Origin of the sequence: uncultured Campylobacter sp., assembly GCF_938018145.1 — a bacterium.
Taxonomy (GTDB): Bacteria; Campylobacterota; Campylobacteria; order Campylobacterales; family Campylobacteraceae; genus Campylobacter_A.
The window spans coordinates 1-8,851 of the sequence record NZ_CALIII010000421.1 but is presented as its reverse complement, the minus strand read 5'-3'; the positions used below and the strand labels follow the sequence as shown (position 1 = coordinate 8,851).

The 8,851-nt window shown below is 43.4% G+C and carries 19 protein-coding genes; all 19 read left to right on the top strand.

Features of this window, described 5'->3' with window-relative positions; all coding sequences use genetic code 11:
* Positions 1-469, top strand: a 469-nt coding sequence (locus Q0338_RS09910) for a tetratricopeptide repeat protein (RefSeq protein ID WP_298086579.1), incomplete at its 5' end; no start/stop codon positions are given.
* Between the two features lie 395 nt (positions 470-864).
* A complete protein-coding gene (gene rpsJ, locus Q0338_RS09905) occupies positions 865-1,176 on the top strand; it encodes a 30S ribosomal protein S10 (protein ID WP_002947121.1) in 312 nt (103 codons plus the stop codon).
* Between the two features lie 14 nt (positions 1,177-1,190).
* Positions 1,191-1,769, top strand: coding sequence for a 50S ribosomal protein L3 (gene rplC / locus Q0338_RS09900; protein WP_002943472.1), 579 nt, complete (start codon positions 1,191-1,193; stop codon positions 1,767-1,769).
* Entirely contained in the window at positions 1,766-2,380 is a 615-nt protein-coding gene (gene rplD, locus Q0338_RS09895; RefSeq protein WP_122867136.1) for a 50S ribosomal protein L4, read from the top strand. The genes rplC and rplD overlap by 4 nt, the downstream gene beginning before the upstream one ends.
* Before the next feature lies 1 nt (position 2,381).
* A complete protein-coding gene (locus tag Q0338_RS09890) occupies positions 2,382-2,663 on the top strand; it encodes a 50S ribosomal protein L23 (RefSeq protein WP_002953664.1) in 282 nt (93 codons plus the stop codon).
* 1 nt (position 2,664) lies between these two features.
* Positions 2,665-3,495 carry a 50S ribosomal protein L2 gene (gene rplB, locus Q0338_RS09885; RefSeq protein ID WP_122873084.1) on the top strand — a complete coding sequence of 277 codons (831 nt, stop codon included), beginning with the start codon at positions 2,665-2,667 and terminating at the stop codon, positions 3,493-3,495.
* 2 nt (positions 3,496-3,497) lie between these two features.
* The gene (rpsS, locus tag Q0338_RS09880; protein WP_002947116.1) at positions 3,498-3,779 is read left to right on the top strand and encodes a 30S ribosomal protein S19; all 282 of its coding nucleotides are present in this window, start codon (positions 3,498-3,500) and stop codon (positions 3,777-3,779) included.
* A 9-nt stretch (positions 3,780-3,788) separates the two neighbouring features.
* Entirely contained in the window at positions 3,789-4,121 is a 333-nt protein-coding gene (gene rplV, locus Q0338_RS09875) for a 50S ribosomal protein L22 (protein ID WP_002947114.1), read from the top strand.
* A 1-nt stretch (position 4,122) separates the two neighbouring features.
* Positions 4,123-4,824: a 30S ribosomal protein S3 gene (gene rpsC, locus Q0338_RS09870; protein WP_009494829.1), complete on the top strand. Its 702-nt coding sequence runs from the start codon at positions 4,123-4,125 to the stop codon at positions 4,822-4,824.
* 2 nt (positions 4,825-4,826) lie between these two features.
* On the top strand, positions 4,827-5,252 hold the full coding sequence (gene rplP / locus Q0338_RS09865; protein WP_002947109.1) for a 50S ribosomal protein L16: 426 nt from the start codon (positions 4,827-4,829) through the stop codon (positions 5,250-5,252).
* The gene (rpmC, locus tag Q0338_RS09860) at positions 5,239-5,424 is read left to right on the top strand and encodes a 50S ribosomal protein L29 (RefSeq protein WP_002953667.1); all 186 of its coding nucleotides are present in this window, start codon (positions 5,239-5,241) and stop codon (positions 5,422-5,424) included. Before rplP ends, rpmC begins: the two co-directional genes overlap by 14 nt.
* A gap of 10 nt (positions 5,425-5,434) precedes the next feature.
* Positions 5,435-5,686, top strand: coding sequence for a 30S ribosomal protein S17 (rpsQ, locus tag Q0338_RS09855; protein WP_009494830.1), 252 nt, complete (start codon positions 5,435-5,437; stop codon positions 5,684-5,686).
* Positions 5,686-6,054 carry a 50S ribosomal protein L14 gene (gene rplN, locus Q0338_RS09850; protein ID WP_002947105.1) on the top strand — a complete coding sequence of 123 codons (369 nt, stop codon included), beginning with the start codon at positions 5,686-5,688 and terminating at the stop codon, positions 6,052-6,054. Before rpsQ ends, rplN begins: the two co-directional genes overlap by 1 nt.
* On the top strand, positions 6,054-6,290 hold the full coding sequence (gene rplX, locus Q0338_RS09845) for a 50S ribosomal protein L24 (protein WP_002943173.1): 237 nt from the start codon (positions 6,054-6,056) through the stop codon (positions 6,288-6,290). Before rplN ends, rplX begins: the two co-directional genes overlap by 1 nt.
* Before the next feature lie 2 nt (positions 6,291-6,292).
* Positions 6,293-6,838, top strand: coding sequence for a 50S ribosomal protein L5 (gene rplE, locus Q0338_RS09840; RefSeq protein ID WP_002947103.1), 546 nt, complete (start codon positions 6,293-6,295; stop codon positions 6,836-6,838).
* Between the two features lies 1 nt (position 6,839).
* Positions 6,840-7,025, top strand: coding sequence for a type Z 30S ribosomal protein S14 (locus Q0338_RS09835; protein ID WP_002941532.1), 186 nt, complete (start codon positions 6,840-6,842; stop codon positions 7,023-7,025).
* A 9-nt stretch (positions 7,026-7,034) separates the two neighbouring features.
* The gene (gene rpsH / locus Q0338_RS09830; RefSeq protein ID WP_002943159.1) at positions 7,035-7,430 is read left to right on the top strand and encodes a 30S ribosomal protein S8; all 396 of its coding nucleotides are present in this window, start codon (positions 7,035-7,037) and stop codon (positions 7,428-7,430) included.
* Between the two features lie 510 nt (positions 7,431-7,940).
* Positions 7,941-8,477 (top strand): 50S ribosomal protein L6, encoded by a 537-nt coding sequence (gene rplF, locus Q0338_RS09825; RefSeq protein WP_002943347.1) that lies wholly within the window; start codon positions 7,941-7,943, stop codon positions 8,475-8,477.
* 10 nt (positions 8,478-8,487) lie between these two features.
* A complete protein-coding gene (rplR, locus tag Q0338_RS09820) occupies positions 8,488-8,844 on the top strand; it encodes a 50S ribosomal protein L18 (RefSeq protein WP_002943585.1) in 357 nt (118 codons plus the stop codon).
* Positions 8,845-8,851 lie beyond the last annotated feature (7 nt).

Here is an 8,851-nt window from a genome sequence, read left to right as displayed (position 1 = left end):
AATGTTAATAAGTGCTTTGGCGATAGATAATCCGATGGCAAATATACTAAAGGACTATGAAAACAAGTGTAATGCCGGGGACGAGATGGCGTGCGGCGTGGTGGGCGGAGTTTATGATTTTGCCTTTGAGGTGTATGGGGTAAAGCAAGACTACGGCAAGGCGATGAAATTTTATAAAAAAGGCTGCGATAATGGAAACTACAGATCGTGTAATAATCTGGGCTCTATGTATGACAACGAAAAGGGCGTAAAGCAAGACTACAAAAAAGCATTTGAGTTATATACTAAGTCTTGCGACATCGGAAACGACGCGCTCGGTTGTAGAAATCTCGGATTTTTGTATATCAATAAGCATGTTTCAGGCATAAATGAGAAGCAAGCGTTTTTGGAGGGATTTGGGCGTGTTAAAAAAGTTGCGACATCACGCCGGATTTTACTGCTTGCAGCTTTTTGGGCGATGTATATTTAAAAATAAATGAGAAAAACGACGCAATGAAATATTATCAAAGAGCATGCGCTGCCGGGGCTACCGACAATGTTGTTCAATCTTTTGAAGAAGGCGTTAAGCTTTGGCAACTAACCTGCGCAATGTACGAACTTTTAAAACAAGGCTCAAGGTGATTTTTAAAATTTGGACATGACTTTAAACTGTCCAAATTTATCCCAAACCAAATTTAAATATTTCGCATCAAATTTTCAACCAAGTTCACAAAATCTTCCTTATAAAAAGGAAATAATTTTATTAAATTTCACCAAATTTGCTCAAAATATTGACATTAAAAAGCCATTTGGATAAAATCCGAGTCTCTTACACAAGTAAGAAGTGTCGTATGTTTGCGACAAGTTCTATTCAAAGGAAAGAAAATGGAAAGAATCAGGCTTAAGCTTAAAGCTTATGACCATAGAGTTCTCGACCGCACAGTTGCAGCCATAGTAGAAGCTGTCAAACGAACGGGCGCCGACGTCAGAGGTCCGGTGCCGATGCCTACGAAGATCAAACGCTACACGGTCTTAAAATCACCACACATCAACAAAGACTCACGCGAGCAGTTTGAAATGAGAATTCACGCTAGAATGCTAGATATCGTAGCGGCTACGCCCGATACCGTCGACTCGCTAACAAAGCTTGACTTAGCCCCTGAGGTTAACGTCGAAGTCCGCGCGATGGGCAAATAAAGGCGAGGTGAAAGATGGAATATATCGTAGAAAAAATAGGCATGAGCAGAACGGTTAATAACCCGAGCATCCCTGTTACGCTTCTAAAGGTCGTAAACGCTAAAGTTTGCGAAGTGAGCGAATGCGGCAGCGCGATAGTAGCTTATGCTAAAGGTAAAGCAAAAAATAAAGCCATAGAGGGTCAGCAAAAAAAATATAGCCTAACGGCGGAATTTAATAAATTCGCAACCCTACAAGTCGCCAATAAAGAGGCAGGCGATCTTGATTTTAGTCCGCTTAGCTCGGCTAAAATTTTAAAAGTTAGCTTCAGCTCAAAAGGTAAAGGCTATCAAGGCGTCGTGAAAAGACACGGCTTTGGCGGCGGTCCGAAAAGTCACGGTTCTCGCTTCCACAAAAGACACGGCTCTATCGGTAACCGCGAGTGGCCGGGACGCGTTCAGCCTGGTATGAAGATGGCCGGACACACCGGAAACGAAAAAGTTACCGTTAAAAACGAGATCGTAAGCTTTGACGCCGAAAACGGAATTTTGGTTTTAAAAGGCAGCGTCGCTGGCTATAACGGCGCAATGGGCAGAATAAGGATAGTAAAATGAGTAAAGTTTGCGTATTAAACGAAAAATTTGAAAAAGCTAGCGAGCTTGATCTACCGGCTAATTACGCTGAGATCAACCCGCACAACCTATATCTTTACGTTAAGTCTTATTTGTCCGGTATGCGTTCAAATTCGGCTCACACCAAAACCAGAGCTTTCGTAAGCGGCGGCGGTAAAAAACCGTGGAGACAAAAAGGTCGCGGCGGCGCTAGAGCGGGCTCAACCAGAACTAACGTCTGGGTAGGCGGCGCAGTGGCGTTTGGTCCGAGCAACGAGCGAAACTACTTCCAAAAGGTCAATAAAAAGCAAAAAAGATTGGCGCTTGAGTTCGCGCTAAACGAAAAAGCTAACGCGGGTAAAATTTTCGCGGTAGATAGCATAGAGATCGCAAGCGGCAAGACTAAAGACGCGGCTAAAATAATCAGCGCGTTAAATTTGAGAGACGCTTTGGTCGTAAAAGATCTGCTTGACGACAACACGCTATTGGCGTTTAGAAATCTATCAAACTGCTATCTAATCGATGCGAGCGAGATAAACGCTTACTTAGTGGCGACTTACGGTGCCGTCGTTATCGAGAAGGCCGCACTTGAAACTATAATAAAAGAGGGCTGAAATGGCAGATATAACTGATATCAAAACGATTTTATATACGGAAAAAACTCTCGGTCTTCAAGAGCAAGGCGTGGTCGTTATACAAACTTCGCCTAAGATGACTAAAAATAGGCTGAAAGAAATTTTGAAAGAGTATTTTGGAGTAACGCCGCTTCGCGTAAATTCGCTTAGAATCGACGGAAAAGTTAAGCGTTTCAAAGGAAGAGAAGGACAACGCAACGAGATAAAGAAATTTTACGTTCAGTTGCCTGAAGGCTCAAGCCTAGAAAACACGGAGGCGTAAGATGGCGATAAAAACCTATAAACCTTATACACCTAGCCGCAGATTTATGACGGGCTTATCAAGCGAGGATATCACTGCTAAACCTAGCGTGAGAAGCCTGCTTGTAAAGATCCCTGTAAGCGGCGGTAGAAATAGCAATGGTAGAATAACTTCTAGACATAAAGAAGGCGGAGCGAAGAAACTTTATAGAATCATCGACTTTAAACGCCGCAAATTCGGTATCGAAGGTAAAGTCGAAGCTATCGAGTACGATCCGAACAGAAACTGCCGCATCGCGCTTATCGCTTATAAAGACGGCGAAAAACGCTATATCATCAGACCAAACGGACTAAACGTTGGCGATGTTGTAGCAGCAGCCGAAGCGGGTCTAGACATAAAACCTGGCAACGCGATGAAACTAAGAAACATCCCGGTTGGTACTATCGTACACAACGTGGAGCTAAAACCGGGCAAGGGCGCTCAGATGGCTCGTTCAGCCGGCGGTTATGCTCAGCTAATGGGTAAAGAGGAAAAATACGTAATGCTTCGCTTGCCAAGCGGCGAGATGAGACAAGTACTCGCAGAGTGCATGGCTAGTATCGGCGTAGTAGGTAACGAAGACTGGGCGAACGTAACTATCGGTAAAGCCGGACGTAATCGCCACAGAGGTATCCGTCCTCAAACTCGCGGTTCTGCGATGAACCCGGTAGATCACCCGCACGGCGGTGGTGAGGGCAAGAAAAACTCAGGCCGTCATCCTGTTACTCCATGGGGTAAACCGACCAAAGGTGCTAAGACTCGCCGCAAAAAGGCTAGCGATAAGCTTATAATTTCAAGAAGGAAAGGTAAATAGAGATGGCAAGATCACTCAAAAAAGGACCTTTTGTCGATGAGCATGTAATGAAAAAAGTCGTTGCCGCTAAAAAAGCTAACGACAACAAGCCGATAAAAACATGGTCTAGACGCAGCACGATAGTGCCTGAAATGATAGGCCTAACGTTTAACGTTCATAACGGCAAGAGTTTCATTCCAGTATACGTTACGGAAAACCACATCGGATATAAACTAGGCGAATTTGCTCCTACGCGCACATTTAAGGGTCACAAAGGCTCAGTGCAAAAGAAAATCGGTAAGTAAGGGGATAAGATGAGCAAATCAATTATTAAATTCGTAAGACTATCTCCGACTAAAGCTAGACTAATCGCAAGAGAAGTACAAGGCATGAACGCAGAATTTGCGCTAGCTAGCCTTAGCTTTATGCCAAACCGCGGCGCCAAATTTATCGCTACGGCTATCAGCTCTGCGGTAGCTAACGGCGGATTCGAGCCTGAAGAGGTTATCGTAACAAGCTGCCGCGTGGATGCGGGCCCAGTATTAAAAAGATTTAGACCGCGAGCGAGAGGAAGCGCAAGCAGAATCCGCAAACCGACTTCTCATATCTTAGTAGAAGTATCTAAACCTGAAAAGAAGGAAGCGTAATATGGGTCAGAAAGTAAATCCGATAGGTCTAAGACTAGGAATAAACCGCAACTGGGAGTCAAGATGGTTTCCTGCTAAAGGAACTTTGGCTGAAAATATCGGCGAAGACTACAAAATTCGCGCTTTCTTGAAAAAGAAACTTTACTACGCGGGCGTTTCTCAAATTTTGATCGAGAGAACCGCTAAGAAAATTCGCGTAACCGTCGTAGCAGCTCGCCCTGGTATTATCATCGGCAAAAAGGGCTCTGACGTAGAGAAGCTTAAAGAGGATATCCAAAAGCTGATCAACAAAGAAGTAAACGTAAATATCAAAGAAGAAAGAAAAGCTCAAGCTTCGGCTCAACTAGCTGCGGAAAACGTAGCTATGCAGCTTGAAAAACGCGTTGCATTTAGACGCGCGATGAAAAAAGTTATCCAAGGCGCTCAAAAATCAGGCGCTAAAGGTATCAAAATTTCAGTTGCAGGACGTCTTGGCGGCGCTGAGATCGCTAGAACAGAGTGGTACTTAGAGGGTCGCGTTCCGCTTCACACTCTAAGAGCTAAGATCGATTACGGCGTTGCCGAAGCGCATACGACTTATGGAAACATAGGTATAAAAGTGTGGATATTTAAAGGCGAGGTTCTTCAAAAAGGCGTTCAACCTGAAAAGAACGAAGAAGAAAAAGCCGATAAAAAACCGCGCAGAGCAAGAAGAGGTAAATAATCATGTTGATGCCAAAACGAACTAAATTTCGCAAACAGATGAAAGGCAGAAACCGCGGTAAAGCTACTCGCGGCGCTGATCTTGCTATGGGCGAGATCGGAATAAAAGCCGTAGAAGCAGGCCGCGTAAATTCGCGCCAGATCGAAGCGGCTCGTGTGGCTCTAACCCGCCACGTAAAACGCCAGGCTAAAACTTGGATCAGAGTTTTCCCAGATAAGCCGCTAACCAAAAAACCTCTACAAACTCGTATGGGTAAAGGTAAAGCCGGAGTCGAAGAGTGGGTTATGAACATAAAACCAGGTCGTATAATAGTCGAAATGGCGGGCGTAGATGAGGAATTAGCGCGTGAAGCTCTAACCCTAGCGATCCACAAACTTCCGTTTAAGACTAAAATCGTAACGCGAGAGAGTGAAAATGAAATATACTGATATTAAAGACAAAAGCGTTGCAGAACTTAACGCGTTATTGAAAGAGAAAAAGGTGCTTTTATTTACTTTAAGACAAAAGCTAAAAACTATGCAGCTAAGCAACCCTAACGAGATTAGCGCCGTCCGCAAGGAAATAGCGCAAATCAACACTGCAATTAGCGCTTCAAAGTAAGGGGTGAGAAATGGCATTAAAAAGAGAAATTCAAGGTGTCGTTTTACAAAAGGCCGGCGATAAGACGGCTACGATTTTGGTTGAGAGACGCGTTATGCACCCAAGATACCACAAATTCGTAAAACGCTTTAAAAAATATATGATTCACGACGAAAAGAACGAAACAAAAGCGGGCGATACGGTCGTAGCTATCGAATGCAGACCGCTAAGCGCGAGAAAATCTTTCCGCTTAAAGACTATTTTAGCGACGGGGGTTGAGTAATGATACAATCTTTTACGAGGCTTACGGTCGCCGACAATAGCGGCGCGAAAGAGCTAATGTGCATTAAAGTTTTGGGCGGCAGCAAGAGAAGATACGCGACGCTTGGCGACGTTATCATCTGCTCGGTCAAAAAGGCGCTTCCAAACGGTAAGATCAAAAAAGGTCAAGTGGTAAAAGCAGTCGTCGTTAGAACTAAAAAAGAGGTTCAAAGAGATAACGGCTCGCTAATCCGCTTTGACGAAAACGCAGCCGTCATCCTAGATAACAAACGCGAGCCTATCGGTACTCGTATCTTTGGACCGGTCGGCCGTGAGGTTAGATACGCTAACTTTATGAAAATCGTTTCGCTTGCTCCGGAGGTGTTATAATGGCTAACGTTAAATTTAAAGTAAAAAAAGGCGATACCGTTAAGATCATCGCAGGCGACGACAAAGGTAAAACAGGTAAAATTTTATCCGTCCTAGCCAAAAAAGGACAAGTCATCGTCGAGGGCTGCAAGGTAGCAAAAAAAGCTATAAAACCTAGCGAAAAGACCCCAAACGGCGGCTTTATCAATAAAGAGATGCCTATTGATATCTCAAACGTTGCAAAAGTTGAGGGCTGAAAATGAATAGATTAAAAGCTAAATATAACGAGGTCGTAAAGCCTGCTTTGGCTAAAGAATTCGACATCAAAAATCCTATGCTAATCCCTGCGATCGAAAAGATCGTGATAAGCGTAGGCGCTGGCGAATCTGCTAAAGATCAAAAGCAACTTCAAAACATCGCCGATACTATTTCGCTAATAGCTGGACAAAAAGCCGTAGTTACCGACGCTAAAAAATCGGTTGCTGGCTTTAAAGTGCGCGAGGGTTTCCCTGTTGGCGTAAAAGTAACGCTTAGAAAAGAGAATATGTTTGCGTTTTTAGACAAACTAATCTCTATCGCGCTACCGAGAGTTAAGGACTTTAGAGGCCTTCCAAAAGACGGCTTTGACGGACGCGGAAACTACAACTTCGGTCTTAACGAGCAGCTAATGTTCCCTGAGGTCGAGTACGATAAGATTTTACGCACTCACGGTATGAATATAGTTATAGTCACGACGACAAACAGCGACAAAGAGGCATTCAAATTGCTTGAGCTATTTGGTTTGCCGTTTGCGAAAGGAAAGTAATATGGCGAAAAAATCAATGATAGCAAAGGCTGCCAGAAAGCCTAAATTTGCGGTTCGCGGCTATACGAGATGCCAAATTTGCGGACGTCCGCATTCGGTTTATAAAGATTTTGGAATTTGCCGCGTATGCCTAAGAAAAATGGCTAACGAGGGACTAATCCCGGGTCTAAAAAAAGCAAGCTGGTAAGGAAGAGAAATGTTAAACGACTTAATTTCAGACGGACTAACTCGCATTAGAAACGCCGCAATGAGAAGACTTGAAACTACAAAGCTTCTTCATTCAAACGTCGTCGAGGCTACTTTATCTATCCTTGCGGCTAAAGGCTATATCGAGAGCTACAACGTCGTAGAAGAAGATAAAAAGAAATTTATAAACGTAGTTCTAAAATACGACGAGCACGGCAGAAGCGTGATTAACGAGCTTAAGCGCGTATCAAGCCCGGGTCGCCGCGTTTATAAGGGAAAAGACGAGATCAAGAGATTTAAAAACGGCTACGGAACGATCATCGTTAGCACCAGCAAAGGCGTTTTGAGCAATGAAGACGCTCACAAAGCTGGCGTAGGCGGCGAAATCCTCTGCTCTGTGTGGTAATGGACAACAACGATGCGGGGCATCGTTGTTGCATCCTTGAAAATGCAATCTAATTCGGTAGGCTTGTCGTATTTACGACGGAGTAGCGTTTTAGATTACCTTAAAAAGAAGCTTGAAGCGGTGAGCTTGCTGGATTTACAGCGGGGCATCGTTTTTAAATCTTTAAAATGGAATTTGACTCGGCAGGTTTTCGTAATTTATAAAATTTACGAAAAATTTTCGCCGTCAAATTTATAAAATTTAAAATCGGAAGCTCAAATTTAAAAAGCTTCCCAAATTTAGCTTGGCTTGCAAATTTACCCAAATTTGCCAAAGCTAAATTTAAAAACGACGATGTCAAATTTGACGCCAAATTTTAGGAAATAAATCCAAAAAAAGGCTAGTCAAATTTGACGAGAAAATTAAAGTGTTTGAGGCGGTTTTTATCGCTTCGATTCATTTCTATTTTTATGGTATTGCGGTATCCATTCGTAAAAGTAGACATACCCTAGACAAGTAAAAAGGAAAAAAATGTCACGTATAGGAAAACAGCCGATAGCTATTCCAAGCGGAGTAGAAGTCAGCGTAGAAGGCAACGTCCTTAAATTTAAAAAAGGCGCTCATTTAAAAGAGCTTGACACAAAAGGGCACGTAGACGTCAAGGTCGAAGATGCTCACATAGTATTTTCTCCAAAGAGCGACGAGAGACAAGATAGAGCCTACTGGGGCACTTATAGAGCGCTTGCAAACAATATCGTCATCGGCATCACAAAAGGTTTTGTTCGCCAGCTTGAGATCAACGGCGTCGGTTACAAAGCCGCAGCTAAAGGCCAAGTGCTTGAGCTTACTTTAGGATTTTCTCACCCGATAAATCACGAAGTGCCAAAAGGCGTTGAAATCAGCGTAGAGAAAAACATCATAACTATCAAAGGCGACGATAAGCAAGTGGTAGGCCAGATCGCAGCTCAAGTCAGAGCGTACAGACCGCCTGAACCGTATAAGGGCAAAGGCGTTAAATACGTAGAAGAGCGCATCATCCGCAAAGCCGGTAAGACATCTAAGAAGTAAGGGATAGATAATGACAGCAAATGTATTAAAAAGAAAACTCGCTCTTAGAATCAAGAGAAAAAGAAGAATCAGAGCCAAAATTTCCGGCACTGCGGTATTGCCTAGAATTTCTATCTTCAAATCAAACAGAACTCTTTACGTCCAAGCTATCGACGACGTAGCAGCCGTAACTATAGCGGCAGCTGACGGCAGAAAACTAGGCGTAAAAGCAAACAAAGAAGGCGCCGTAACTTTGGCTAAAGAATTTGCAAAAACTCTAAAAGCTAAAAAAATAGAAACGGCATTATTCGACAGAAACGGCTATTTGTATCACGGTGTGATAGCGGCTTTTGCAGACGCATTACGTGAAAACGGTATCAAACTATAAGGAAAAT